Below are 25,598 nucleotides of genomic sequence, written 5' to 3'. Positions count from 1 at the left end.
ACCGATGAAACCTCCGCCGTGGAGCGTTTGCGTCTTCGAGGTTGAGGATACATCGCGGACAGCACACAGAACCCGTGGCTGGCGCCACGGCTGTGCAACTTCCGTACCATCGCTGCATTTGCATGAACATGTTTTTAACCAGGCGACCCTTCCGCACGGAACTTCTGAAAGGCACGCTGCGTTAGTGAAGCAGGGATTCCATGACACCGACGACACGCCATTCCCATCCACACGAGCTAACACCATTGCCTTCAGGGCTTCGGGTTGGCTTCTGGTTATGCATCGTGGTGGCGATTGCCGTCGTAATGCGGCGCCTGCTGGCTCTTGGGCACTCTCCGTCCTCCACAGAACCGCCTGATCTGCAGAGGCTGGACCAGTTCTTCCGTTCTCATGCTTCGCTGACCTATGTGCACATCGTCGTCGCACTGCTGTTTGTCTGCATCCTGCCGCTGGTTTACTGGAGCCGGACGCGGCTGTGGCAGCCGGTGCGGACATTGTTTTACCTGCTGGGGCTGGTTGTCGGGCTTACGGCCTTCGGCATGGCGGCGCATCCGGTGGGCGGAGTTGTCGAGGGTGCAGCAGTCGTCGTTTTCAACCTGCTGTTTCTCTTTTCCCTGCTGCAGAGTTTTCGCTACTGGCGCCGTGGCGACACCATCGCAGATCGGCGCTGGACACTGCGGGCCACAGCCATTGTGCTGGGTATTGCGACCACGCGGCCAGTGATGGGCGTTTTCTTCGCCACAGCGCGGCTCACTGGGTGGACGCCACACCAATTCTTCGGCCCCGCTTTCTGGATTGGCTTCACAATCAACACGGTTGTAATGGAGCTGGTGCTGCGCAGGCGCGCACGTTCGATAGAATGAACGCAGAGCGAACATCATGTCAGAACATCACGTTGAACTGCCCGAAGTTGACCTTTCCAAGCCGCCCACCGAGGGCATTGTCCGCGTGACGTTCCTGCCAGAGAACAAAACGGTGGAATTTCCTTTCGGAACGTTGCCCTACGATGGTCATGGCCAGCCCATGAGTTTTCTGGATGTTGCAGAAAACTATGGCATTTTCCTGGACCACGCGTGCGGCGGCGTCTGCGCCTGCACCACCTGCCATCTGTACGTGAAGCAGGGCGAAGCAGGCCTCAGCGACCCCGAAGATGACGAGTTGGATCGCGTGGACCTGGCCGCAGGACCGCAGACAAATTCGCGCCTGGGCTGTCAGGCCGTCATCACAGGTCCCGGAACCTACGTGGTGGAGATTCCCGCGTGGAACCGCAACTACGTGCAGGAAGGCAAGCCCGCCGCCATTACGGCGGGGAAGGACTAAGCGCGATGCCCTTTGAGTTTGGTTGGGAAAATGCCGAGGAAATCGGCATCCAGTTGCAGGAGAGGTTCCCGGATACCGATCCACTTTCGGTGCGCTTCACGGACATGCACAAGATGATCACCGAACTGCCCGGCTTCACCGGCGACCCGGCGAAGTCCAACGAGGGCATTCTGGAAGCCATCCAGATGGCATGGCTGGAAGAGTACAACGACGCAAAGTAAGCCATTAGCGGAACCTTTTCCTGCGGATGGCGTATGTCATGCAAGGGGGATGAACCCATGTTGAAACTACTGCTGTTCTGCGTTCTTTTCGTCATGTGCTGGCCGCTGGCGCTACTCGCAATTGTGTTGTATCCGCTGGTGTGGCTGTTTCTGCTGCCGTTCCGGCTGGTGGGCATTGCAGTGGAGGGAGCGCTGGAACTGGTCTCCGCCATCATCTTCCTGCCGGCGCGGGTACTGCGCGCCATCTAGTTTCCCCGGCAAAACGGCAGGATGCATCGCTGTAACCGCGCTATCATCAGATAGAGAGCGATGCTGCACGCCGAATTCAATCCGGTTCTTGCTTCCCGCCACGCTGCGGCGCGCCTTGGCTTTGCCTAGCTGAGCTTGCCGTAGCGTTTTCGCGCCTGTACGCGACCCCTTTTCGTTCCCCCTTGAAATTTGATTGTTGCCTGCCCCCTGCGCAGGAGAAGAGAGACACCCCATGTTTGACCGCCTGGAACAGCTGGAAGACCGCTTTAAAGAGCTGGAAAAAGCACTCGCAGACCCCTCGCTGGTCACCGATCAGCAGCGCTTTCAGAAGACCGCCAAGCAGCACCGCGACATGGAACCCGTGATTGATCGCTTCCGTGAATACAAGCAGGTGCGCGACGGTATTGCCGATGCAAAGCTGATGCTGGCCGAGGACGATGCCGACATCAGGGCCATGGCGCAGGAAGAACTCTCCACGCTGGAAGGCCGCCTGCCGGAGATTGAAGAGCAGCTCAAGATCATGTTGCTGCCCAAGGACCCGAACGACGAAAAGAACGTCGTGCTGGAAATCCGCGCGGCGACCGGCGGCGACGAGGCTTCGCTCTTTGCCGCGGAGGTTTTTCGCATGTACCTGCGTTACGCGGAACTGCATCGCTGGAAGGTGGAAGTGCTCAGCGAAACAGAATCTACCGTCGGCGGCTTGAAGGAAGTTACGGCACTGATCGAAGGTGACCGCGTCTACTCTTCGCTGAAATATGAGAGCGGCGTGCATCGCGTACAGCGCGTTCCCGCCACGGAGACGCAGGGCCGCGTGCATACCAGCGCCATCACGGTTGCCGTGCTGCCGGAAGCGGAAGAAGTCGACGTGAAGATAGAGCAGAAGGACCTTCGCATTGACACCTTCTGCTCCTCCGGCCCCGGTGGACAGAGCGTGAACACCACGTACTCCGCCATCCGCATCACGCATCTGCCGACCAATACCGTCGTAAGCTGCCAGGACGAAAAATCGCAGATCAAAAACCGTGAAAAAGCCATGCGTGTTCTGCGTTCGCGCCTGTATGAGGTGGAGATGGAGAAGCAGCACCAGGCACAGGCCAGTGCACGTAAATCGCAGGTGGGCAGCGGTGACCGCAGCGAAAAGATCCGTACCTACAATTTCCCGCAGAACCGTCTCACCGATCACCGCATCGGCCTGACGCTGCACCAGTTGGAATACGTGATGGAAGGCAAGCTGCAGCCCATTGTGGACGCGCTTATCGCGCACGACACCAGCGAACGCCTGAAGGCGGAAGCCGAGGTTGCTGCTTAATGGCGCAGGAACTGCAGCCGCACGAACCGCTGAAGATCAAGGGCTGCACCGTGGCCGATGCGCTGCGCTTCGGCACCATGCGCCTGTCCATGCGCGATGATCTGCGTGAAAACGCCGCGCGCGATGCGCAGCAGATTCTTGGGATCGCCACCGGCCTGACGCGCGCACAGATGCTCGCGCAGCCAGATCGCCCGCTGAAGGAAGAGGAAGCAGGTTCGTTTCAGGGAATGCTGGCACAGCGGCGCCATGCCGTGCCGATTCAACATCTGCGCGGCTCGCAGGAGTTCTTCGGGCGTGACTTCACCGTCTCTCCTGACGTGCTGATTCCGCGGCCGGAGACGGAACACATCATCGAAGAAGTTCTACGTCTCTACCCGGATCGCAATGCTCCGCTGAAGATTGCAGATGTGGGCACAGGCAGCGGCATTCTGGCTGTGACACTGGCGCTGGAATATCCGCAAAGCCTTATCGCTGCGCTGGATATCTCGTCGGACGCGCTGGCAGTGGCGCAGGACAATGCCGCTCGGCTGGGCACACTGAACCGTACACGGATTCTGCAGTCGGACCTGCTGGCTGCGGTCACAGGCGAGACGTTTGATCTGATCGTGTCGAACCCGCCGTATGTTCCGCTCACCGAAAAAGACACGCTGCATGCGCAGGTACGCGAGTATGAGCCGCACCTGGCACTCTTCGGCGGCAACGATGGACACGATGTTTTGCGCAGTCTGATTCCGCAGGCAAAGGATGCACTGTCGCCCGGCGGATGGCTGCTACTGGAGACAGCCGGCCGTAGCGCAATTGCAGACGAACTTCTGAGCAGCTGGCAGAAAGTGTACTGGGTGCGCGATCTGCAAGGGATTGAACGCATCGCTGTAGCTCAGCGTTAACCAATCTTTTCTCTTATTTAGTCGTGAACGCCGAACAGCTTGCGGAAGAAGTTGCCAATCGCACGGAAGGGATGCGGGCCTTCTTCTGGCGGCTTTGTGGATGCCACATGCACATCCGTTGCAGGCGCTGCTGCAGGCGGCACTGCTGCTGCCGAAGCAGGCACCACATGTGATGCAGCAACAGGCGTAGCAGCATCCGCTGCCGTTGTGCTCTCACCCGGAGGCCCGGTCACGGTGTTGGTGGCACCGCTGTAAGCCAGCGTGCTGTTCACCCGAGTATGCGTTTCCCCCACAGGCGCGGGCTGTGGCGGTTCCGGCTGTTGCAGCCCCTGGCTTACAGCTTCAGGGAACGGATGCGACTTCGCTTCGTCTGTGACCTTGCCGTCACCCAGCTTGCCCTTACCTGCCAGAACGAGATCATCAGGGCGAGGACATCCGCAGGACGAGCTTTCGTGGTCCACCACTTCGCGCAAGCTACCGTGTTCAAACAGCACGCGCTGGCCCGGACGAATGAAATATGTACCGTCGCCAAACGTCTCCGTCACATGCAGGATCGGGGCATTCTTGCCCGCGTTGTCCACGCACGTGTCGCCGTTGGGCACAATGCGGATGCGCAGGTCCAGCGGCGCTGCATCGGAGAGTTCGAATCGCAGGTCCGGCGTGAGGATGCTGTCTGTCTTTTCCGCAGCGGTACGGATTTCAACTGCGCCACGGTCCACCGCCATCATCATGGGCGGTTTCGCGACGGCGATGCTCGTCTGCGCCAGATGTGCTGCAGACCCGGAACAGATTTTCACTGAGCCGCCGCGGCTCAGTGTGACTTCAGCAGGCTGCACGCCCGCAGCCACAGCAGCGCTATTGCCAATGACTGCATTGCCATTGCTCACACGCACCAGGCCACTGACTTCGTTGCCCTGCGTCTTCACAGAACCCAGCGATTGCTGGGCATTTCCATGAATCGCACACACGAGAACTGCAGTGAAGACAAAGGCGCGGCGCATACGATTACATCTTCAGGAAGTTTTCAATCAGGCGTTTTCCGTTTTGCGTGAGCACGCTTTCCGGATGAAACTGAACGCCCTCAATGGGCAATTCGCGGTGGCGCAACGCCATGATGACTTCGCCCTCAGGGTCCTGCGTGCGTGCGGAAACTTCAAGCTCCTTCGGCAGACCTTCCGGGCTGACCACCAGCGAGTGGTAGCGTGTGCAGGTCATGTCCTGGTCAATGCCTTTGAAGAGCGTGCGCCCATCGTGGTGCACCTGGCTGGTCTTGCCGTGCATCAGGCGTGCCGCGCGAACCACGTTGCCACCAAACGCTGCACCCAACGCCTGATGACCGAGGCAGACGCCCAGAATCGGCGTGCGCTTGCGCTTGCCCGCATAGTGCTTGATCAGATCAATGGAGACTCCCGCTTCCTGCGGCGTGCAGGGACCGGGCGAGATCAGAATGTGGTCCGGGTTCAGCGCTTCAATCTCTTCCGGCGTCATTTCGTCGTTCCGGCGGATAACCATCTCCGCGCCCAGCTCGCCCATATACTGCACCAGGTTGTAGGTGAACGAATCGTAGTTGTCCAGAACGAAGACCATCGCAGCGAAACCCCTTAGGAAAAGTGTACGCGTGTTGGCTACATACACGCTCTTTCTGAGGCTTCTGCGCCGGTGGAATCCGCAACCGCGCGGTGATATGGTGGCTCCGTTGCGCTCTGAAGCTTTCGTGGCGCGTTGTGAGGCGGTTTATGGCGAAGTATGTTCTGGCGCTGGATCAGGGAACGACGAGTTCGCGCGCCATCCTGGTGGACCATGCGGGCGCAATTGCGGGCACGGCGCAGCATGAGTTCACGCAGATTTTCCCCGAAGGCAAAGCGGGTTGGGTGGAGCATGATCCGTTTGAGATTCTCACCAGCCAGCTAACCTCTGCCGTGGAGGTGCTGGGACGCGCCGGTGTGCGACCGCGCGATGTGGCGTCGCTGGGCATTACGAATCAGCGCGAAACGACCGTGGTGTGGGAGCGCACAACGGGCAAGCCTGTTTATAACGCCATTGTGTGGCAGGATCGCCGCACTGCATCCATGTGCGAACAGCTTCGCGACGAAGGTGTGGAAGAAGATGTTCGCCGCCGTACCGGGTTGCGCCTGGACCCCTATTTCAGCGGCACAAAAGTCACGTGGATTCTGGACAACGTTGCCGGTGCGCGTGAAAAGGCAGAGCGTGGCGAGCTTGCATTTGGCACCGTGGATAGCTGGCTGGTGTGGAACCTGACCAGCGGCAAAAAACACATCACCGACCGCACCAATGCCTCGCGCACGCTGCTGTACAACATCGTGGAGGACAAGTGGGACGACGAGATGCTGCGGCTGCTGCGTGTGCCCCGCAGCATGATGCCGGAGGTGGTGTGGTCCAGCGAGAAGCTTGGCCCTGTCTCCACCACGCTGGGACTGGAAGGTGTAGAGATTGCAGGCATTGCGGGCGATCAACAATCGGCGCTATTCGGACAGATGTGCACGAAGCCCGGCGATGCAAAGAACACCTATGGCACCGGATGCTTTCTGCTGCAGCACATTGGCAACGAGTTTCGCGAGAGCCAGAATCGACTGCTGACGACGCTGGCGTGCTCGACCAACCGCAGACCGGAATATGCGCTGGAAGGGTCTGTTTTTATTGGCGGCGCGGTGGTGCAGTGGCTGCGCGACGGACTTGGCATCATTGAAAGAAGCAGTGATGTGGAGAAGCTGGCGCAGAGCGTTCCGGATAACGGTGGTGTGTTGTTTGTCCCTGCGTTTACCGGCCTCGGCGCGCCGCATTGGGACCCGTATGCCAGCGGCATGATCATTGGCATGGGTCGCGGCACCACAAAGGGACACATTGCGCGCGCAGCACTGGAGAGCATCGCGCTTCAGACTACGGACCTGATGCGTGCGATGAATGCAGACACAGGCGTGCCGCTGCGCGAATTGCGCGTGGATGGTGGCGCGACAGCAAACGACACCCTGATGCAGTTTCAGGCAGATTTGCTGGGCGTGCCGGTGCATCGGCCTGCAAATCTGGAAACAACGGCTTTGGGAGCAGCATTTCTTGCGGGACTTGCCGTTGGCTTCTGGAACAGCACAGATGAAATTCAGCGCGTGCAAGGGGAAGGAACATTGTTCACACCGCAGCACGATTACGATGCCTTATATGCGCGTTGGAAAGAAGCCGTGGAACGCGCGAAGGGATGGAACGCATGAATCGTACAGCGATGCTAGATGCCGTTAAGGCACACGGCGATACGCCTTGGGATGTGGTCATCATCGGCGGTGGCGCTACAGGCGTGGGTGTGGCGGTGGATGCTGCGGTGCGTGGCTACAAGACGTTGCTGGTGGAACGCGAAGACTTTGGCAAAGGCACATCCAGCCGCAGCACTAAGCTGGTACATGGCGGCGTGCGCTATCTGGAACAGGGCAATATCTCGCTGGTAATGGAGGCGCTGAAGGAACGCGGGTTGCTGCGGCAGAATGCTCCGCATCTTGTCCACGACCTGCCGTTTGTGGTGCCGAACTATGAGTGGTGGGAAGCCCCGTTCTACGGCATTGGCATGAAGATCTATGACCTGCTGGCGACGAAGTATTCGTTTGGCAAGTCAAAAATTCTTTCGCGCGAAGAGACACTGGAACGTCTGCCAACGATCTCGCAGGATGGACTGCGCGGCGGCGTTGTTTATCACGATGGACAGTTTGATGACACGCGGCTGCTGACGCATCTGGTGATGACTGCAGCGGATCATGGCGCGACCGTGTTGAATTACTGCGGAGCCGTTGGCCTGCTTCGCGGCGAAGATGGATTTCTGCATGGTGTAACGCTGGAAGACGGCGTAAGTGGCGAACGTTTTAACGTTCAAGCAAAGGTCGTAGTGAATGCGACGGGCATCTTCACCGACGAAGTGCGGCGCATGGCCGAGCCCGACGTTCAGACGATGGTGTCGCCTTCCCAGGGCATTCATCTGGTGTTTGAAAAGAGCTTTCTGCGTGCGGACACAGCGATCATGGTGCCGCGTACAAGCGATGGCCGCGTACTGTTCGCCATTCCGTGGCATGAGCACACCGTAGTGGGAACAACAGACACGCCGATTGATCATCCCAGCTATGAGCCAAAGCCTCTGGAAGAAGAGATTGAATTTGTGCTGGAAACAGCAGGCGAATATCTTTCGCGCAAACCCACGCGCGATGACATTCTGGCCATCTACGTAGGGATTCGTCCTCTGGTAAAGGCCGCGGGAAGCGATGGATCTAAGACAAGCGCATTATCACGCGATCATACGATTCACATTGATGGCAGTGGCCTGCTCACCATTGTTGGCGGCAAGTGGACCACATATCGCCACATGGCCGAAGACACAGTGAACCATGCGGCCACACTGGGGCATTTGCCCGATGTGACATGCGCAACAGCCGATCTGCATGTGCATGGATGGAGCGACGCGGAAGACCTGGGCCATCTACAGGTGTATGGCAGCGATGCGGCGAAGATTCGCGCGCTGGCTTCTTCGTCGCCCGAGCTTGCGCAGCAGCTGCATCCGGCACTTCCCTACCTCGCCGCAGAAGTCGTCTGGGCGGCGCGCGAGGAGATGGCCGTTACTGTTGAAGATGTGCTGTCGCGCCGGACACGCGCACTGTTGCTGAATGCAAGAGCAGCCATTGCGATGGCACCGCGCACCGCGCAATTAATGGCTGCCGAGCTGGATCATGACGAAACATGGCAGCAGGCACAGGTAAATGCGTTTACGGCATTGGCACAGCAGTATCTGCCGCAGTAGAGTGGTTGCGTTCCTAAGGAGATGTTTGTGATTGCACGCAGCCCGGTACTGGGCGAATTTATGGGAACGTTTGTGCTGCTGCTGCTGGGCAACGGCGTGTGTGCGGCAGTGACACTGAAGCGTAGCAAAGCACAGGACGCGGGTTGGATGGTCATCGCCGCAGGATGGGCTTTTGCCGTACTGTGCGGCATCTTTGTAGCGCAGTTATTCGGATCGGCTGATGCGTACATCAACCCCGCATTCACGCTGGCCTTTGCGATCAAAGGCAATGCGTACGGAAACCTGATTCCCTATGTGCTGGCACAGGTGGCAGGCGCATTCTGCGGTGCTGCTGCAACATGGTTGTTTTACCTGCCGCTGTGGGGTTTAACGGAAGCACAGGACGCAAAACTCGGTGTCTTCGCAACCATCCCTGCGGTCCGGAATTATGGATGGGCGCTGTTTTGCGAGGCACTGGCATCTTTCATCCTGGTGCTTGTTGCCGGCGCCATGACCAGCAAACTGGTGCTCACAACCGGCGTGGCTGGGCTAAGCCCATTGTTAGTTAGCTTACTTATCTGGTCGATTGGTCTATCGCTCGGCGCAACCACCGGCTATGCCATCAACCCTGCCCGCGACTTCGGCCCTCGGCTGGCGCATGCATTACTTCCCATCGCAGGCAAGGGTTCAAGCGACTGGGCCTATGCGTGGGTTCCGGTGCTCGGCCCGCTGCTGGGCGGAGGGCTGGCAGGCTGGGTTTTGCTGGCACTGGGTGCGTAAAAGTCAGAACCACCGTTCTTTATAGAATAGGAAACATGCCTTCCTTCTCACCCGAGTTTCAGCTTGCGATCGCGTGCATTCTGCCTCAGGGTGATGCGCGCTCGCAACGCATGGAGCGGTTGTTAGAAGCTGGCATTGACTGGCCGCTGATGTTGCGCGTGCTGGAGCGGCATCGCATCGCAGGACTCGCGACAACAGCGTTGCGTCCGTATGCAGACGGCATCCCCGCAGAAACATGGCAGGTATTGCAGCAGGCCATGCGACGCGATGGCATGGAAAACCTGCGTCAGGCGATGGCGAGCCGTAGCGCAGTAGAAGCATTGGCTCGAAGCGGTGTTGCCTGTGCCGTATTGAAGGGCGTAACCGTGGGCCAACTGGCCTATGGCAGCGAAACGATTCGACACAGCCGCGACATTGACATGGTGATTCTGCCGGAAGACATCTGGAAAGCAGATGATGTCCTGCGCGGAATGGGCTATCGGCGTGAGATGCCGGAGCCGGACTGGTCGCGTGAACGCATTCAACGCTCGCAACTACACCAGAAGCACTTCGGATATTTTCACGATCAACACAAAATGAAGCTGGAGCTACACGCGCGACTTTGTAACAACCGCTTTCTGACGCCGCTGCACTTTGATCCGAAGCGCGTGATGCTGGTAAAGCTTGCGGGATGCGGCGTTAGTTTGCCCACGCTACCTATACGGGATCTGGTGCTGCATTTGTGTTTGCACGGCACATCGCACTCGTGGATGCGACTGAAGTGGCTGGCCGATATCGTAGCTCTGCTGCACACATGGTCTGCAGCAGAACTGCAGGAACTAGCGGCCTATGCAAAGGAGTGCCGCCTGGAGCGGCAACTGGCGCAAGCAGTGGCCCTGAGTGAGGCATTGTGCGATGCGTCACTGCCCATCACCTTTCCGCCCTCCAATCGCGTAAAAATTGCCACGCGATTAGCCGTGTCGATTCTTTCCGCAGGCCAAGGGGCAGACGACCCCTATAGCCACATGTTTAATACGTCATTCATAGAGCTTTCGCAGTTCCTGGTGTCGCACAATGCGCGATCGCTAGCGGCACAAGTCGGCGATCTGGCCACTTCAGGCGGATACTATTCCAATCACAATATCGTGGCAGTGGCCCCCAAGCGCATGCTGGAGTGGCTGCAGAAAAGAACGCGCCAACTACTGCGATAACGGGGTTAGCAGCGCTCGTTATTCCAGCGCTGCATTTACATCACGTACAAGATTTCTCAGATAGCTGCGGCGATTGAGTAACGCCACCATCGCATCCTTCACTGTGGACTTTGCGTTGAGGTCGTCAGCATCGATAGCCGCGTCCCACTTGGTCCAAAGTGCTTCCAGTTGCTTCTGCGAATCGTCGAGCATAGCGGTAAAGTTTGACTTTGCCGCTTCAAGATCTTTGCGAAGCTGGGGATCGTCATCGCCCATCTGCTTCGCCATCTTCATCTCTTCCAACTGCATATTCAGTTCGAAGGCCTCTTCCAGAAGATCCGCCGGAACAATCTGCTTCTTCTCCGTGCCTGAGGCACGCGCGGATTCCGTGGCCTTGACTGACTGCTCTTCCAGCTCGACGCCTTCCAACTCCAGCAGATATTCCGTGCGGCGAATGGGGTCACGTAAAGCGCGATAGGCATCGTTCAGCAGTGAAGATTTCTCGGTTGCTTCCGCCTGTTCCTCCGCAGATCTGGAGGCGAAACGATCCGGGTGAAACTCACGCGAAAGCTTGTAGAAACTCTTCTCAAGGGCGGCAGTGTCGAGCGCGAGTTTGGTGGGCAGGCTGAAAACTTCGAAGTAGGTCATGGCTTCTCTTCTGATGGTATCTGTGGCGTATCCGTTTCAGGCGAAGTAGCAAGTCGATAACGGCATTTGCTCGGATGGCCAGCGAGGAAAATGGCGTGGTTGTAGAGCACGTTCACCGTCTCCACATACTCGGCACCAGCAAGCTCAAGGGTGCGTCGGGATGCAGTATTTTCAGGGTCACAGGTGATCCAGAGCAGGGTGATCTTATGCTCTCGTGCAACAGGGATCAGCAAGCGTACGGCTTGCGCAGCGTAGCGATGACCGCGATGCTCCGGGAACACTTCATAGCCGATGTGGCCCGCGTAGCGCGTAATGGCTTCCGTGGTGTCGAGCCGGAGATTGATGTTGCCAACGTGTTCGCCTGCGATGTTCACCATGCGGTAGTAGCGCGCAGGGACGCGACAGACCGGGTGTTCGGCGGTGTGGAGATAGTCGAGGCGCACTGGAAGCTATTCTTCCGGCAGTTTGAGTACGTCTGAATCTGGTGTCAGCGAAAGTTGTTCTACGTCAGCCAAATCGACCAACCTTCCAACCTGGCGTTTGTTTTCGATCAAGTCTGCCTTGGAAATGAACCGGACCGGGATCCTGTCAATCTCCGTTTCCACGCGGTTGCGCCACACGGTATCGAAAGACATTTCGCCAATGGATGGCAGGATGTCGACACGCCCATTCGGGGTGTGCAGTTGAAAGTGGCTATAGGCCATCCGTAGATCCGCGGGCTCTGAACCATCCAGCGGAGCGCCGAGTTCCTTCAGAGCGCGGAAGGCGGCCTTTGCGTTTTCGACGGTGGGCCGGATGAAAATGTCGAGATCCCAGGTATTGCGAATGAAGCCATGCGCATTGACTGCTACGCCGCCTACAACAGCGTACTCAACGCCAACTGCGTGAAACGCGGCGAAGAGAGAAAGCTGTTCTTCCCGTCGACTCATGCGGCTCCTTCCGGAATAAATCATCCTCAGCAAGCTGCCAACCTGCGGCCACACGCTCCGCTATGGAGCGCTTTGCCCAGAACAGGGCTTCGTTGCGGCGATCATCCTCAAACCGGACGCGTTTCACGTGCGTGAACTGGATTGCCATGGTCAGCTCCTGACGATGCAATGCTATCGCAAACTGAAACCCCTGTTGCTAAGCCGTGAACGATGATCCGCAACCGCAGCTCTTGGTGCTGTGCGGGTTGATGAAGTTGAAGCCCTGACGCATCAGCGTCTCTTCAAAGTCGAGGATCATGCCGCTGAGGTAGAGGAAACTTTTGGGGTCAACGAAGATCTGGACCTTGTCGCCGTCCTGCTCGTAGACGTACACGCGATCACGTTCGCGGGCCTGCGAATCGAAACGGATGTTGTAGCTGAGACCACTGCAGCCTCCGCCCGTGATGCCCACCCGCAGACCGCCCTGTTCGGCGGAGACACCTTCCTTCTGCATCGCTGAGCGGATGCGCTTCAGCGCCTTTTCCGTCACCTGGATATTCTGGGCCTTCGCGTTATCCGGCGGTGCAGAAACGGGCGGAACGATGGGGCTGGAGTACACCGGAGCAGCGCCTGCTGCTGGCGCAGGTGCGCTCATCTCGTTACTGGTCGTCGTGCTGATTCCTACTACGGACATATCGGTAATCCTTTCCTAGCGCAGGCTCTGCTGGCGCGCGTCATAAATCTTCATCTGACGGCTGATGAGGTCATCGGCCTTCTTCAGCGCGGTCTGCGTGTTGGTGTCGAGCTGATCCCAGGTGCGAAAGACACGGTCTTCCTGCACGGTGGAGGCTGGATATTTCCATTCTGATCGACCATGGCCGCGGCCTCCAGCGTGACGGACTTTGACTGCGGATCAATCAGCGCACGGCGCACCCGGTAAGCAATGTCCAGACAGGCGTTCAGGTGTGCCGCGTCACCAAGGCCCCATGCAATCTGATTGGCACGGCAAGCCGCTGGCGTGCGATAGAAGGTGAACAACGACAGAATGTACGTGCCCTTGTTCAGATAGCTGTTGTAATTGCGCTGCAGCCACTGCGGTGTGGACGTGTCCGGCATGTAAATAACCACGTCGTGATCTTCCGCAAGAGCAAGCGGCGTGGTCCATTGCTCGGTTTCATCAAACACCGCACCGGGATGGCCGAAGGTGCCACGCTGGACGACCTGTTGCGCAGACATACTGGACGCCAGGAAGACAAGGAACGCAGCATAGAGACCGGTGCGCCAGGTCTTACGAATCACGAATTTTGACGGTCGAAGCTGCATTTCTGTTGCGACACCAGTCAACGTGCGCTGCTATGTTGGCAGCGAGTGATGAAAGGAGTTTCGCATGCCGAAGTTTCTGATCGAAAGAACATTGCCGGGCGCAGGTGACCTGACGGCGGAGCAGTTGAAAGCCATTTCACAGACATCCTGCTCCGTGCTGCGCAACCTGGGCCCACAAATTCAGTGGATTGAGTCCTTCGTGACGCCGAACAAAATCTACTGCGTCTACGTGGCACCGAATGCGGAACTGATCCGCGAGCACGCTCGCCTGGGCGGTTTTCCCGCCGACTCTGTGGAGCCGATTAGGGAAACCATCAGCCCGGTTACGGCAGAGTGACGCGGCGGAACAGGCGACCTGCCTGTCCCGTCGAATCGAGTGCTTAGTGTGCTGCTGCGGCCAGCTCCGGCTCGACGGCGTGGTTCTTCTTCTTCCAGTCGCCGATGGCGGCGCGGATGGCGTCTTCCGCCAGCACCGAGCAGTGAATCTTGACCGGCGGCAGTGCCAGTTCCTTCACGATCTCCGTGTTGGAGATGGCGAGGGCTTCATCAATGGTCTTGCCCTTGACCCACTCCGTCGCGAGCGAGGAGGAGGCAATGGCCGAACCGCAGCCGAAGGTCTTAAACTTCGCGTCTTCAATAACCTGCGTGTCGGGGTTGACCTTGATCTGGAGGCGCATGACGTCGCCGCACTCCGGCGCGCCAACCAGGCCCGTGCCCACTTCGGCGGAGTTCTTGTCGAGCGTTCCAACGTTCCGCGGATTCTCGTAGTGATCGACTACCTTATCGCTGTATGCCATGTTCGTCTCCTGTTGAGCGAATACGTTAATTAGATGCCTTCCGGTCAGATTTCAGTGCAAATCCCCGCCGGATGCTACCCCTTGATAATTCCCCTGTGCCAACGGGCCAGGGCGATGAGCCAGACTACGGTCGCAAACGCGATGGCGTAGTCGAATGTTTTGAACGCCTCACGCCATGTCAGGGGCGTGTGGAAGAAGTAGCCGGCGGCAATGCTGGAGAACCATGTGAACAACATAGTCTTGAACCAGGTTTTGCCGGTCGGCTCCTTCATCACGACTCCTTAGTGGGCGGTCCACTCGACCTTGTCGAGGTCGATGCCTTCCTTGACCATCTCGTACAGTGGGCTCAGTTCGCGGAGCTTCAGCACCGTGTCGATGAGCTTGTCGCTGACGTAATCCACTTCTTCCTTAGTGTTGAAGCGGCCAAGACCGAAGCGGATGGACGAGTGTGCCACGTCGTCGCCGAGGCCGAGGGCCTTCAGCACGTAGCTGGGCTCCAGCGTGGCCGAGGTGCAGGCCGAACCGGAGGAGACCGCGATGTCGTTGATGCCCATCAGCAGGCTCTCGCCTTCCACGTAGACGAAGCTCATGTTCAGGTTGCCGGGCAGGTGATGGTCCATGTTGCCGTTGACGTGAACGTAGTCCAGAGCGGCCTCGAACTTCGCCTTCATATAGTCGCGAAGTTCGATAAGGCGCTTGGTCTCTGCTTCCATCTCTTCACCGGCGATTTCGCAGGCTTTACCGAGACCAACGATGCCGGGGACGTTGAGCGTGCCGGAACGCATACCGCGCTCGTGGCCGCCACCGTCAATCTGCGAAACAAGCTGAACACGCGGGCTGCGGCGGCGAACGTACAGCGCGCCCACTCCCTTGGGTCCGTAGATTTTATGGCCGGACATGGAGAGCAGATCGATGTTGTCCTTCTGCACGTCCACGGGGATCTTGCCCACAGCCTGCACGCCGTCCACGTGGAAGAGCACGCCCTTCTCATGGCACAGCTTGCCAATTTCTGCGATGGGATTGATGACGCCGATCTCATTGTTGGCGTACATGATGGAGACAAGGATGGTCTCCGGTGTGATGGCTTCCGCGATCTTTGCAACGTCGACCAGGCCGTCCGCCTCAACGGGCAGATAGGTTACCTTGTAGCCGCGCTTTTCCAGGTGTTTACAGGTGTCCAGCACAGCCTTGTGCTCGGTCACCTGGGTGATGATGTGGTTGCCCTTTTCGCGGTACATCTCCGCGACGCCCTTGATGGCAAGGTTGTTGCCTTCGGTGGCACCAGAGGTGAAGATGATCTCCTTCGGCGAAGCACCGATGAGCTTGGCGATCTGTTCGCGCGCCTTGTCCACACCCTGTTCAGCTTCCCAGCCGAACTGGTGATTGCGGCTGGCAGCGTTGCCGTAAATCTTGGTCATGTACGGCAGCATGGCTTCCAGAACGCGCGGATCGAGCGCAGTGGTGGCGTGGTTGTCCATGTAAATGGGCAGCTGAACGCCCTTATGGGCCGGTGTGGATTCCAGCAGTTCGATTTCCGTGGCGAGGCTCATGCTTGATTCTTCTCCTGATCCGTTTCCGAGCAAGTGGTGCAAGTTTGCTGCGCGTGCCTATTGTTTATGGGTTCTAAAGAGCGATGGAGACAAGGCCTCCGCCCAGCGTGTTGGCTGGTGCGGCGGTGTCCTGCGGTTCCGCCAGATCGGCAATATTGAGGCCGCTGAGCAGCTCCTTGATGCTGTCATTCACCTTGCGCAGCGGTTCTTTGATGGTGCAATGACCGGCCAGGTCGCAGGTGCCGTGAATGGTGATGCAGGAGGTGATGAACAGCGGGCCATCAATGGCGCGGATCACCTCAAACGCACTGATTTCAGCAGCCGAACGCGCCAGCGCGTAGCCGCCGTTGGTTCCAGCGTGCGAAACAAGAATGCCCTGCCGGGTCAACGTCTGCAAAATCTTGGCAAGAAGCTGAGGCGGAATGTGATACGCCTCCGCAATGTCCTTGGCCGATTGAGCACTGGCCGACCCCGTCTTGCCGGTCAGGACAGCCTGCTCCGCAAGATATTTCAGGGCCATCAGGCCGTAATCCGCTTTTTTAGTCAACCGCAGCATAAAAGGTCAAAGGCCAGCGGGAAGAGACACCACGGGCATGGTTCCAGTGTAGGCCTGTGGAAACAGAGTGGCAATGGCAAAACCGTATTCTTTGAGAATTATTATTAAACTTTAAGGGATTTGAGGGATCAGGCCAGGCTCTCCAGAGGGTCCGTCGCAATGCGGTGGAAGACCGTCCAGGCATATTGCGCGGCGGAAAGCGGCGCCAGCCAGGCGATACCAACCAGCAGCCAATGCCGTAGTTCGGTCAAGGTCGCGGTGGTTTTCACGGCTGTCAACAGGACCAGGAGCATGGTGAAGATCTGCACCAGTGTGTTCAGTTTGCCGATGGCCGAGGGGCGGAAATCGCGCATGGTGCCCGTGAAAAAGAGCAGGATGCTGATACAAAGAATGCCGATATCGCGTGCAAACACCAGCACGGTGACATATTTAGGCACCAGCCCAACCCAGGTGACGGTCAGGAATAGCGTCGAAAGCATCAGCTTGTCCGCGATGGGGTCCAGATACTGGCCGAGGCGTGTGGTCTGGTTCAGTCTGCGAGCGAGGCGACCGTCCACAGCGTCTGTGGCGCCCGCCACCACGAAGATCAGCAGCGCAATCTCTTCGTGCTGCGCCAGAATCGCCTCCACCAGAAACGGCACCGCCAGCAGGCGCAGAAGCGTCAGCAGGTTTGGCGCGGCGCGAAGCTGTCGAAGTAGCGAGTTCATACGGGTTGGTGAAGGAATCACTTCAATCATATGCGGCGAACGCCGCGACGTAGAGATTGTCTTGAAGACACGGTCCTGCGACTTCTGCGACGCTCCCCCTTGTCCTTCGCGGGTAGGGAGCCGATATAGTCCGATGGAAGGATTCGACACGAATGCGCGTTGTTTACCAGTGGACTCAGGCGGAGTGGAACGAGGCCATGCGACTGGCCACGGAGCGCCAGCGTGGACGCGGTGGCATTCCCGGGACGACGTATGCCGTCATACTTGTTCCGCTGGTTGGTGCGGCTCTCAGCGGCCTGCTGAACCTGCGGCATAAAGGTGCATGGACCGGCGCAGGCATCGTGGTGCAGCTTCTGCTGGGATTGGCTGCATTGTGCGCCATTCTTTGGATCGTTGGAATGATCTGGAAACGACAACGCCGCCGTGCCACAGCAACTCCTCTTCCGACGGGCGAGTGCGAAGCCCTCCTGCAGGAAAGCGGGTGGTGCTTCCGTGCTCCAAGCCATGAAGATGCCGTGACCGAAGCAGCCTCCGGGATACACCTCAACGCGCAGGCAGAGTATTCACTGTCGCCGTGGACCAGCCTTACCGGAACCCGGCGAGGCAATCGTGCCATCGTGTTTCTGCATGAAGGAGGCTTTTCTGCACTGCCGATCCGCTGCCTGACAGAAGATCAGGCCGGACACATGCAGCGACTGATCACGCGCAAGCTGCGCCCTCAGACGACACGCCCATCTTCTGCACAGTAGGCCTGTGCACGAAGTAACCGTTTGCCACGAGGGATGGCGGGAGTTACACTGGAGGAAGTCGGCAGCCCGTTCCGGGTAGCCGGGGAGCAATCCCCCTCCAAACGCAGGCGCGTAGCTCAGTTGGTTAGAGCGCTACCTTGACACGGTAGAGGTCGATGGTTCGAATCCATTCGTGCCTACCATTTCTTTCCATCCTCATTTGATGTGCATCCGCTGCTATCTCTGCCTTCCCGAGTTCATGGTGCAAAGCTGTACTCGTGCGCTTGGGCCAGAATGCGTTTGAGAGCGGCGATGCATTCGACATCCAGCTGATGTGGCGCCAGGGTCTCCATGATTTGCAGCACGTTGTCCGGTTCTACATTGTTGCGATAGGCACGCGGTGAGCACACGGCGTCATAGACATCGGCCACGCTGAGGATCCGCGTGGGCAGATCGATGTTCTCTGCCGTAAGTCCCTGCGGATAGCCTGAACCATCCAGACGCTCATGATGGTCGCGTGCGATGCGGGCGATATCGTCGAAGCCGCGCACCTTACGTAGAAGCTCATAGCTGTGCCGGGGATGTTCGCGAACCGCGGTCCACTGCTGCTCTGTGAGCGGACCTTCTTTATCCATAATGGAATGCGAAATACCAAGCATGCCGATATCGTGCAGGAGTGCTGCGCGACGCAGAGACGTGATCTGCTCTTCGTCAAGTTGCATCTCCCGTGCGATTGCTTCCGTCAACACGGCGACGTTCTGCGAGTGCATGAAGGTGTAGTGTGACTTCCCGTCAATCATGTCTGCGAAGGCGGAGCAGATATTCTCAAATGCGTCGTAGTCGCAGGCCATTTTTGCTGGGGATGGATCACGCGAAAGGACTTCCTGCATGAGGTTGGGAGAATCCGCTCCGTTCCAAAGCGTGCCTTCTTCATGCATGAGGATGACAACGGCAACCAGTCCCGGATAAAACCATGTCCCGGAACGATCTTCAATGACGCGAACTGCCTTATCGCGACCAAAGATGGTCTCCAGCGATTCGAGCGTCTGCGCAATCGCACAAGTCTGCGCCATTAACGGGATTTCATATTCCTTCAGCCCCGCGGGACCGCCCGAGCCATCCCATCGCTCATCGACAGAGCGTATCGCGTCGATCGTAGCTTCTGAGCGGCCAAACTTGCGCGCAATCAGTTCGCTGGTGACGGCGCGCTGGCGAGCGGCCCGCCACACGAGTCGCCGATTTCGCAGAAGACGCAGAATGTCTTTCAGCCTTGACGGGAATGATTTGCCCAGGAAGGCATGTCGAAAGACAAAACGGATTTGTGGCCACGTGAGCGTTGTCCAATCGAAGATGCGAAGTGCAAGACGGCAGAGCTGTTCTTCCATACCCATCAGCTCGCAGATGTCGACTGTATTGCTCGTGGTTCCTACGTCCTTGAGCAGTAGAGCGTAATAGAGTTCGCTCATCCACTCCTGCGACAGGTGGATGCATCGACCAAGGTTCATGCCCAGAACGCACGTGCGCAGAGTGTGCCCGGAGTGTTCGCTTGAACCGAGATCGAAGGCATAGGTAAGCGCCGCAACAAGCTCGCTGAAGGCCACGGGCTTGGAAGGAAACTTCAACACGGCGGCCTGCCGTTGCTTTTCATCCGAGGCGCGATTGTGCACGTCGAGATACATATTCAGGGAAGACGGAAAGCTTGCTGCAGAGCTCATCAGGTCTTCAATCCTTTCCAGGCCGGAGCGCCGATGGGTTACGGCTCTCCGGCTTTCATTGAGGCAAATAATGGTTCAAAAGACATCAGGCACTCAGCGCGAGTGGTTCTCCAGAGAGGCACGGCGATTCTTCTGGAAACACGCCTCGTTTTCATCACTGCACAGCAGCTTTTCCTTGCCATAGCTGACAACATCCAGCCTTGCTGGCGAAATACCGTCTGCAATGAGTTGATCGCGCACAGTTTGTGCGCGCTTCTGGCCCAACGCAAGGTTGTATTCCGCTGTACCACGCTCATCGGCAAACCCGGCCACAACAATATCCAGATCAGGGTGGGATTTGAGATACGTTGCATCTTTCAGCACCGCGGCCAGTGCATCCGGGCGAAGCTCATAGCTGTCGTAATCAAAATATGCGCTCTCTACGCTGTGGTCGAAATCGGCCGCTGGAGCAGAAGGAGCCTTGATGGTGGTGGAAGTTGGGGGTGGGGTAACGGGTGCCGCAGTTGCCACCGGCGGTTCGGATTTCGCAGCATGCGCCTGCTTCTCCATGTCGCGCTGTACCTTGTACGCGCGATTGCGGTCGGCATCATCTCGCCCAGCGGCGCTACCAAATCGAAAAAGAAGACCGGCACTGAAGATCGTGCTGTTCTGCCTGTTGTTTCCAGCGTTGGGAAAACTCGTTCGCAGATACTCCACCTGGGCTGCACGGACGCCGATGTGACGCGTGAGACCGATGTCGATACCGCCACCGGTAACGATCGCAAAACTGTTCGCGGAACTGCTAACCGTGTTGCCCGATGGGAAATAAGAGTCACTGCCGTGGGCGGCGCCGAAGAGTCCGTGCCCAAAAAACTCAAAGCGTCCTGCAGGCAGAACCACCTGTGGCCCGGCCGCATAGGTGACCAGCGTCAGATCCTGACCGAGCGTTCCGATGTGATTCGCATGGCTGCCTGTCACTTCACCAGCTATGCGAAACCACGGAAGAAGAGAGTACGCAGCAGAGACATAGCCACCATTGGCGCCAAAGCAGTTGCATTGGCTGGGCGGCGCGTTGGAACGTACGTTGGCATAACCAACGGAGAGCGTGGTGCGAGGAGCAGACCAGTCAGCACCGCTGGGACGTGCCTGCGCAAAAACCAGGGGAGATGCAACGGATGCAACAAGAAGTGCAGCCATGATGCGAGTCATAAAAAATCCTTTCTGAACGAGGACTTGGGAAGTCTCCGGATGTGGAGTGAGGCCGATCGCTCCCGGACCTCACTCCGCATGCCGGCGGTTTAGTACAGCAGCGCCGTATAAGGAGCCGTACTCAGCGCGCCACCCTCCAGGACAACGAACCGGCCCGGGGACAGAGCGTAGACCACACGCGTACCGTTGATCAGGTAACGCCCTGCGGCTGCATCGCTGAGGCTGTACGTTCCATTTCCTGTAACGCCCAGCTGGAGGATGTTCAGGTTGCCCACGCCCACATTGGTATCTGTTGTGAAAGTGATATTCCCTGCTCCATCTGCGGTGAAGGTGCCGTCACCATCGATGGTGGCCAGGCTGGAGGCCGGGACCGTGCCATAGGTGTAGGTACCATTCAGGTTGGCCAGTGTGTACGGTCCGCCTGTCTGCGCTTCCAGGTGACCGAGGCCTGCGTAGCCCGTCTCCAGGAAGTAGCCTGTGTTGTTGCTCGTGAGGTAGACCACACGGGGCGGTGCCGGATCGTTACCGAGACCAACCAGCGCAAGCAGCGCAGACAGGAGCCCGGTGGGCTGGGGATAGTTGAATACGGCGCGTCCGTTGCTGGCGACGACGCAGCTGCTGTTGCCCGTTATCTGATGCGTGCCCAGAACCGCATTCACCAGATTGCTGCCGCTGCCCAGACCAGTCAGCGCACTGACCAGACCGGTGGCGCCTCCCATGTCCACGTTATTGGTGCTGCAGGTGCCATTGTTGTTACCCGTTCCCTGGATGATGGTGGCCGAGGATAGGTTGAGCACAGAGCCGAGTACCTGGCCAACAATGCCGGGGTTCACCGCAGCATTCTCATAGCCAACGAACGGACCGTTGAGCGATGCATTGCTGAAGGTGGTCGTGGCCTGAGTCGTTGCGGTGCCTGCCTGCAGGACGAAGGAGGAGTGTTTGTCCGTGGACATGAGGAACGCGTGGGTCGCGTCCACCAGGTACACGGCGTAGTGGGTTGGGTATGCTGCGATTCCAGCAAGCCCCTGGCTGTTCAGCGTCAGACCGATGCGGCCGTTGGTATCCGCAGCGGAGCTGGAGCCGGAGAGCGCCGAGCTGGCGTAGTTGGTGCTGGCGATGTTGGTGTCGCTGACACCGGTGATGGTTCCACCGCTGGCAGTGAACTGACCTACCGTTGCAGCCGGCCCTGCGATGATGCCGATGGTGCAGGTGGGGATGCAGGGAGTGTCACCGGAGATGCCGAAGGCATAGCTGCCAGTCAGCCCGTTGCTGTAGGCAGCAGTGTTCTGTGCCAGCAGTGTTCCGGATCCCTTGCTTGCGATGAGGATGTTGCCGTCCGACTCAATCATGCTTCCACTGGAGGAAGCCGTGGCCGGAGCCGTGGGCAACTTCAGAGTCAGTGAGTAGAGAGTGGTGTTGCCCGCCGTACCATCGGCATTCATGGTGGTTACGGCGAGGGTGCCACGCCCATCCTGACCGATGGTGTAAGTGCCCAGCAGGGCGTTGGTGGCAATGGTATTGCCGGTGGGGTTAGAGGACTGGTGATTGCTGTCGAGTTCGCCAGCCGTCAGCAGGCCGTTGCCATCAGCAGTGATACTGCCGACAGTTGCGGTCTGGTATGCGAGCACGCCCACCAGGACATCGTCATAGCCCTGGAAGAGGAACGCATACGGCCCGTTCAGCAGAGCGTCGTATGGCGTGGTCGGATAAACCACCTGCATGGTCAGCGCAAGGCTGGCCGTCTGCGGTGTGGACTGACTATCCGTCGCCGTGACGGTGAAGCTGCTTGCGCCCACCGCCGTTGGAGTTCCGCTGACTACGCCCGCGCCGGAGAGGGACAAACCTGCAGGCAGTGATCCAGCGGTAACCGCGTAGGTGTACGGAGGCAGCCCACCCGTTGCATGCAGCGTCTGCGTGTAAGCCACGCCGAGCGTTGCATTGGGTAATGCGCCAGTGAGGGACAGCGGGGTCATGGGACGGACCGTCACTGCAATGTTCGCGGTACCGGTTACAGCCGGACTGGCTGAATCCGTTGCCGTGACATTCACGGTGGACGTGCCTGCCGTTGTCGGCGTGCCCGTGATGGTGCAGTTCGCACCCAGCGTCAGACCCGCAGGCAATGTGCCCGAGTTGATGACACAGGCGTACGGTGCAGTTCCACCCGTAACGCCGATGCTTCCGCTATACGGCGTGTTCACCGTTGCATCCGGCGGCGGGCTGAGAGTCAGCGACGACGTGGGCCCCAGCACGGTGATGATGACCGGCGCGGTTGTGGAGTTAGCAGGACTTGCTGAGTCCGTCGCGGTGACATTCACCGTGGACGTACCAGCCGTGGTGGGCGTGCCGGTAATGATGCAGTTGGAGCCTAACGTCAGGCCCGCAGGCAATGTGCCGGATGCCACCGTGCAGGTGTAGGGCGGTGTTCCGCCGAGTACCAGGATGAGACCGACGTACGGCACATGGACCACAGCCACAGGAGGCGCTGTGAGCGTGAGCGTAATTAATGCTCCCTGCACCGTGATGGTGACCGGTGCGGTCTTGGTGTTGGCGGGGTTGGCTGAGTCCGTCGCGGTGATATTCACCGTGGACGTGCCAGCCGTTGTGGGCGTGCCGGTAATGATGCAGTTGGAGCCCAGCGTCAGACCTGCTGGCAGCGAACCGGATGCCACCGTGCAGGTATAGGGAGCGATGCCGCCCGCGACCAGCACAACACCGACATAGGGCACGTGAACCACGGCCACCGGCGGTGAAGTGATGGTAAGCGTGAGCAGGCTTCCAATCACGGTGATGTTGATGGTGGTGGTCTTGGTGTTCGGCGGATTCGCGGAGTCCGTCACCGTGATACCAACCGTGGAAGTACCCGGCGTTTGTGGCGTTCCGGTGATGACGCAGTTCGAACCGAGTGTAAGACCCGCAGGCATGGCACCCGAGACAAGCGTGCACTGATAGGGCGCGGTACCGCCTGCGACGAGGATGGTTCCGATATACGGGACGCCAACAACTGCAACTGGCGGAGCCGTAATCGTCAGCGTGATCAGCGGAGCCTGCACCGTGACAGTGACAGTTGCCGTGGTTGTGTTTGCAGGGTTCGCGGAGTCGGTTGCGGTGACACCGATGGACGTGGTGCCAGCCACCAGCGGTGTGCCGCTGATGACGCAGTTCGAACCGAGTGTAAGACCCGCAGGCATGGCACCAGAAGCAAGCACGCACTGATAGGGCGCAGTGCCACCCGTTACCGGAACAGCGCCACTGTAAGGCACGCCAACTGTTGCCGTCGGAGGCGAGGCGATAACAAGCACTGCCGGCGCCGGGTTAATGACGATGGTGATCAGTCCTGTGCCGGAGAGGGACGGGCTGCTGGCATCCGTAGCGTGCACCGTGAACGTGCTGGTGCCTGCAGTTGTTGGAATACCGGTGACGGCGCAGTTGCTGCCCAGGGTGAGGCCTGCGGGAAGCGAACCCGAGTCAACGGTGCAGGTGTAAGGAGCCGTCCCGCCTGTGATGGTGATGCTTGCGGCGTATGCAATCTGCACGGTGCCGCTGGGCAGCGTGGAAGTGGCGATGCTAAGCGATCCACCCGACGATGCGGTATTGATCTTCAACGTGAGATTGAGCGTTGCCGTTGCGTTCGCAGCGTCCTTCACCTGCGCGGTGAATGTGGATGTACCTGCAGCCGTCGGCGTACCGGAGAGAACACCTGTGGCGGAAAGGCTGATACCCGCCGGAAGTGTTCCGCTGGTAATGCTCCAGTTGTATGGGCTGGTGCCACCGCTGGCCTGCAACACGGAAACATAAGGCACATTCACTGTGCCATCGGGCGTGGTGCCTGTCGCCTGCAGCGCGGGTGGGTTCGTGGTGCTGCCTGCATTCACCTTCAACGTGACCGTAGAAGTGACCGTAAAAGGCACATCGCTGGAATCAATTGCCTGAAGCGTAAACGTGCTGCTGCCGACCGTCGTCGGCGTGCCGGAAAGAATGCCGGTAGTCGTGTTAAAGCTGAGGCCCGCAGGCAGAGTACCCTTCACGGGAAGCCACTTCAGCGTGGGTGTACCGCCTGTGAGGGCAAATGTGGTGCTGTACGCCGTGCCTACGGTTGCATTCGGTGCGCTGCCGCTGATCTGCGGATCCGGATTGACGACGATCGTCGTGCTGCTGGAGGCCGGTGTTCCCGTAACCGCGCTGGTAAGCGTCACCGTGATCTGCTGCGTCACGGGAGGGGCAACGTATGTGGCTCCAAGAGCGGAGGTGTCACTCAACGTGCCGCAACCTGCTCCGGAGCAGCCACTGCCGGAAACAGACCAGCTCAAAGGAAAATTCTGCGGATTGTTGGCAACAGCAAGAAAGCTTTGACCTGCGTCAATGGTGACGTGTGATGAGGCGAGGCTGGGAACAACACCGCCTGCATAGCCTCCTCCACATCCGGCGATCACAAGACACATCACAAGGATGATCAAGTGACCAAAAATGCGGAGCTTTGCCAAAGAAATCTCTATGGATTTTCCTGTAAGTCCACTGCGTAAGTAAGCCATGGTTCCTCCGAACACCCTGGGGGGTTACGAGAAAGGAATGCTGAAGCGCTTCTGCGCTCTAGTTCCCATCGTCGAAAGCAACCATAACGTGACAAAAACCAGTAAACACGGGCGGGAAATCTTATTCCGAAGATTTGATATCACCAGAGATATCAGAGGACTCCACTAAGCCGAAGCGATGATGTAGTTCTAACGAAAGTAAGAAATCGAACCGATAAGCGGATAAGAGAATATGCCGATACGCAA

The 25,598-nt window shown here is 58.5% G+C and carries 27 protein-coding genes and 1 tRNA gene; 13 read left to right on the top strand and 15 right to left on the bottom strand.

Annotated features, from left to right (window positions below; all coding sequences use genetic code 11):
• The first annotated feature begins 200 nt into the window (after positions 1-200).
• From AB6729_RS12325 to prmC, 6 genes are all read left to right on the top strand, one after another.
• A complete protein-coding gene (locus AB6729_RS12325; protein WP_371081918.1) occupies positions 201-863 on the top strand; it encodes a DUF2306 domain-containing protein in 663 nt (220 codons plus the stop codon).
• A 16-nt stretch (positions 864-879) separates the two neighbouring features.
• Positions 880-1,320, top strand: coding sequence for a 2Fe-2S iron-sulfur cluster-binding protein (locus AB6729_RS12320; RefSeq protein ID WP_371081917.1), 441 nt, complete (start codon positions 880-882; stop codon positions 1,318-1,320).
• A gap of 5 nt (positions 1,321-1,325) precedes the next feature.
• Positions 1,326-1,541, top strand: coding sequence for a Fe-S cluster assembly protein IscX (iscX, locus tag AB6729_RS12315; RefSeq protein WP_371081916.1), 216 nt, complete (start codon positions 1,326-1,328; stop codon positions 1,539-1,541).
• Positions 1,542-1,598: 57 nt separating this feature from the next.
• On the top strand, positions 1,599-1,790 hold the full coding sequence (locus AB6729_RS12310; RefSeq protein WP_371081915.1) for a hypothetical protein: 192 nt from the start codon (positions 1,599-1,601) through the stop codon (positions 1,788-1,790).
• 232 nt (positions 1,791-2,022) lie between these two features.
• Positions 2,023-3,099 (top strand): peptide chain release factor 1, encoded by a 1,077-nt coding sequence (gene prfA, locus AB6729_RS12305; RefSeq protein WP_371081914.1) that lies wholly within the window; start codon positions 2,023-2,025, stop codon positions 3,097-3,099.
• The gene (prmC, locus tag AB6729_RS12300; RefSeq protein WP_371081913.1) at positions 3,099-3,986 is read left to right on the top strand and encodes a peptide chain release factor N(5)-glutamine methyltransferase; all 888 of its coding nucleotides are present in this window, start codon (positions 3,099-3,101) and stop codon (positions 3,984-3,986) included. Before prfA ends, prmC begins: the two co-directional genes overlap by 1 nt.
• Positions 3,987-4,003: 17 nt before the next feature.
• On the opposite strand, the gene AB6729_RS12295 is transcribed toward prmC, so the two are convergent.
• A complete protein-coding gene (locus AB6729_RS12295) occupies positions 4,004-4,987 on the bottom strand; it encodes a nuclease (protein WP_371081912.1) in 984 nt (327 codons plus the stop codon).
• 4 nt (positions 4,988-4,991) lie between these two features.
• On the bottom strand, positions 4,992-5,573 hold the full coding sequence (locus AB6729_RS12290) for an aminodeoxychorismate/anthranilate synthase component II (RefSeq protein WP_371081911.1): 582 nt from the start codon (positions 5,571-5,573) through the stop codon (positions 4,992-4,994).
• Positions 5,574-5,722: 149 nt separating this feature from the next.
• Here AB6729_RS12290 and glpK point away from each other — a divergent pair, with 149 nt between their 5' ends.
• The 4 genes from glpK to AB6729_RS12270 are packed head-to-tail and all read left to right on the top strand — an operon-like array spanning position 5,723 to position 10,724.
• Positions 5,723-7,210, top strand: coding sequence for a glycerol kinase GlpK (gene glpK / locus AB6729_RS12285; protein ID WP_371081910.1), 1,488 nt, complete (start codon positions 5,723-5,725; stop codon positions 7,208-7,210).
• Positions 7,207-8,775 carry a glycerol-3-phosphate dehydrogenase/oxidase gene (locus AB6729_RS12280; protein ID WP_371081909.1) on the top strand — a complete coding sequence of 523 codons (1,569 nt, stop codon included), beginning with the start codon at positions 7,207-7,209 and terminating at the stop codon, positions 8,773-8,775. The genes glpK and AB6729_RS12280 overlap by 4 nt, the downstream gene beginning before the upstream one ends.
• A 27-nt stretch (positions 8,776-8,802) precedes the next feature.
• Entirely contained in the window at positions 8,803-9,534 is a 732-nt protein-coding gene (locus AB6729_RS12275) for an MIP/aquaporin family protein (protein ID WP_371081908.1), read from the top strand.
• Positions 9,535-9,569: 35 nt separating this feature from the next.
• On the top strand, positions 9,570-10,724 hold the full coding sequence (locus tag AB6729_RS12270) for a nucleotidyltransferase family protein (protein ID WP_371081907.1): 1,155 nt from the start codon (positions 9,570-9,572) through the stop codon (positions 10,722-10,724).
• Between the two features lie 18 nt (positions 10,725-10,742).
• Here AB6729_RS12270 and hscB read toward each other — a convergent pair whose 3' ends face one another.
• The 5 genes from hscB to AB6729_RS12245 form a co-directional block, all read right to left on the bottom strand.
• Positions 10,743-11,351 (bottom strand): Fe-S protein assembly co-chaperone HscB, encoded by a 609-nt coding sequence (gene hscB, locus AB6729_RS12265; protein WP_371081906.1) that lies wholly within the window; start codon positions 11,349-11,351, stop codon positions 10,743-10,745.
• Positions 11,348-11,794 carry a GNAT family N-acetyltransferase gene (locus AB6729_RS12260; RefSeq protein ID WP_371081905.1) on the bottom strand — a complete coding sequence of 149 codons (447 nt, stop codon included), beginning with the start codon at positions 11,792-11,794 and terminating at the stop codon, positions 11,348-11,350. The genes hscB and AB6729_RS12260 overlap by 4 nt, the downstream gene beginning before the upstream one ends.
• A 6-nt stretch (positions 11,795-11,800) precedes the next feature.
• Positions 11,801-12,280 (bottom strand): hypothetical protein, encoded by a 480-nt coding sequence (locus AB6729_RS12255; protein WP_371081904.1) that lies wholly within the window; start codon positions 12,278-12,280, stop codon positions 11,801-11,803.
• Between the two features lie 196 nt (positions 12,281-12,476).
• Complete coding sequence (locus tag AB6729_RS12250; RefSeq protein WP_371081903.1) at positions 12,477-12,953, bottom strand: HesB/IscA family protein; 477 nt, start codon at positions 12,951-12,953, stop codon at positions 12,477-12,479.
• An 83-nt stretch (positions 12,954-13,036) separates the two neighbouring features.
• Positions 13,037-13,558, bottom strand: a complete 522-nt coding sequence (locus AB6729_RS12245) for a hypothetical protein (RefSeq protein ID WP_371081902.1) — start codon at positions 13,556-13,558, stop codon at positions 13,037-13,039.
• A gap of 88 nt (positions 13,559-13,646) precedes the next feature.
• Between AB6729_RS12245 and AB6729_RS12240 the strand changes: the two genes are divergently transcribed.
• A complete protein-coding gene (locus AB6729_RS12240; protein WP_371081901.1) occupies positions 13,647-13,919 on the top strand; it encodes a DUF4242 domain-containing protein in 273 nt (90 codons plus the stop codon).
• Between the two features lie 43 nt (positions 13,920-13,962).
• Here AB6729_RS12240 and iscU read toward each other — a convergent pair whose 3' ends face one another.
• The 5 genes from iscU to AB6729_RS12215 all read right to left on the bottom strand — a co-directional run bounded on the left by iscU (position 13,963) and on the right by AB6729_RS12215 (position 17,192).
• Positions 13,963-14,379, bottom strand: coding sequence for a Fe-S cluster assembly scaffold IscU (gene iscU, locus AB6729_RS12235; protein ID WP_371081900.1), 417 nt, complete (start codon positions 14,377-14,379; stop codon positions 13,963-13,965).
• A 74-nt stretch (positions 14,380-14,453) separates the two neighbouring features.
• On the bottom strand, positions 14,454-14,651 hold the full coding sequence (locus AB6729_RS12230; RefSeq protein WP_371081899.1) for a hypothetical protein: 198 nt from the start codon (positions 14,649-14,651) through the stop codon (positions 14,454-14,456).
• 9 nt (positions 14,652-14,660) lie between these two features.
• Positions 14,661-15,929 (bottom strand): IscS subfamily cysteine desulfurase, encoded by a 1,269-nt coding sequence (locus AB6729_RS12225; RefSeq protein WP_371081898.1) that lies wholly within the window; start codon positions 15,927-15,929, stop codon positions 14,661-14,663.
• A gap of 73 nt (positions 15,930-16,002) precedes the next feature.
• Positions 16,003-16,485: an Rrf2 family transcriptional regulator gene (locus AB6729_RS12220; RefSeq protein ID WP_371081897.1), complete on the bottom strand. Its 483-nt coding sequence runs from the start codon at positions 16,483-16,485 to the stop codon at positions 16,003-16,005.
• A gap of 128 nt (positions 16,486-16,613) precedes the next feature.
• Positions 16,614-17,192: a CDP-alcohol phosphatidyltransferase family protein gene (locus tag AB6729_RS12215; RefSeq protein ID WP_371081896.1), complete on the bottom strand. Its 579-nt coding sequence runs from the start codon at positions 17,190-17,192 to the stop codon at positions 16,614-16,616.
• A 152-nt stretch (positions 17,193-17,344) separates the two neighbouring features.
• Between AB6729_RS12215 and AB6729_RS12210 the strand changes: the two genes are divergently transcribed.
• Positions 17,345-17,941, top strand: a complete 597-nt coding sequence (locus AB6729_RS12210) for a hypothetical protein (protein WP_371081895.1) — start codon at positions 17,345-17,347, stop codon at positions 17,939-17,941.
• Between the two features lie 105 nt (positions 17,942-18,046).
• A tRNA-Val gene (locus AB6729_RS12205) sits at positions 18,047-18,123 on the top strand.
• A gap of 54 nt (positions 18,124-18,177) precedes the next feature.
• Here the strand turns inward: AB6729_RS12205 and AB6729_RS12200 are convergent.
• The 3 genes from AB6729_RS12200 to AB6729_RS12190 form a co-directional block, all read right to left on the bottom strand.
• Positions 18,178-19,635, bottom strand: a complete 1,458-nt coding sequence (locus AB6729_RS12200) for an HD domain-containing phosphohydrolase (RefSeq protein WP_371081894.1) — start codon at positions 19,633-19,635, stop codon at positions 18,178-18,180.
• A 93-nt stretch (positions 19,636-19,728) separates the two neighbouring features.
• Positions 19,729-20,811 carry an OmpA family protein gene (locus AB6729_RS12195; RefSeq protein ID WP_371081893.1) on the bottom strand — a complete coding sequence of 361 codons (1,083 nt, stop codon included), beginning with the start codon at positions 20,809-20,811 and terminating at the stop codon, positions 19,729-19,731.
• A gap of 101 nt (positions 20,812-20,912) precedes the next feature.
• Positions 20,913-25,352 (bottom strand): beta strand repeat-containing protein, encoded by a 4,440-nt coding sequence (locus tag AB6729_RS12190; protein WP_371081892.1) that lies wholly within the window; start codon positions 25,350-25,352, stop codon positions 20,913-20,915.
• Positions 25,353-25,598 lie beyond the last annotated feature (246 nt).

The sequence above is a fragment of the Terriglobus sp. RCC_193 genome (genome assembly GCF_041355105.1).
Taxonomy (GTDB): Bacteria; Acidobacteriota; Terriglobia; order Terriglobales; family Acidobacteriaceae; genus Terriglobus.
Note: the sequence above shows the minus strand (reverse complement) of the source record. Positions and strands in the feature narration are given on the sequence as shown.